Raw genomic sequence first — 845 nt, forward strand, 5'->3', positions numbered from 1 at the left:
TAATCCATTCAACCGATTTGTTTTGGATCACCCACGAGGCCGCCGAGTCCGCATTTAAGGTAACCGGGATATCATCTCTCATGAGCTCCCAAACAGTTAATCGGGTACCTTGCATCCAAGGGCGCGTTTCATCTGCAAAGACTTCAGTGATTAAGCCATCACTCCAGGCTGAGCGTATAACCCCTAAAGCCGTTCCATAGCCACCTGTAGCCAAGCCTCCGGCATTACAATGAGTCATGACAGAGAACGGTTTTTCATGGAAGCGTTTAAACACGGAACAGGCTAAATCACCCATTTTAAAGTTGTTAGCAATATCCTCTTGATGAATTTCCTGGGCGCGGAGAAGCAGCTTTTCTAAACTAAAATCCTGCTCTTTCTGCGCTAGGAGCTCTTCCTGCATAACTTTCAGAGCCCATGCTAAATTTACCGCGGTAGGCCTAGCTTGACTCAGGAATTCAATATCCTTGTTAATACGTTCATAAAAATCGACTCCATTCATTAAGTGCTTTTTTGCGCTCAAAACAACACCGTAAGCCGCACAAATACCAATTGCAGGCGCTCCACGTACAACCATCGTCTTGATTGCCGTATAAACCTGTTCAACATCATGACAACTCATATAATCTTCAGACAAAGGTAGATTTCTCTGATCCAATAGAACCAGCGCACCATCTTGCCAATCGACCGCTTTGACGCTTAGAGACTCAAACTTATTATTCAATGACTATACTTCCTACTGTTTCATTATTTCGGTGGGACTCTATCATGCATGAGTAGTTTGCAATACCAGTTCCCTCAAACTCAATTAACACTTCTTTTCTATCGCCACCTACAACAAACACTGA

1 protein-coding gene is annotated in these 845 nt (G+C 43.7%); it reads right to left on the bottom strand.

Annotated elements, in window-relative coordinates; translation table 11 throughout:
- On the bottom strand, positions 1–721 hold a 721-nt coding region (locus tag A3756_RS19950; RefSeq protein ID WP_156490626.1), incomplete at its 3' end, for a s-methyl-5-thioribose-1-phosphate isomerase.
- Positions 722–845: the final 124 nt, after the last annotated feature.

The sequence above is a fragment of the Oleiphilus sp. HI0086 genome (assembly GCF_001635225.1).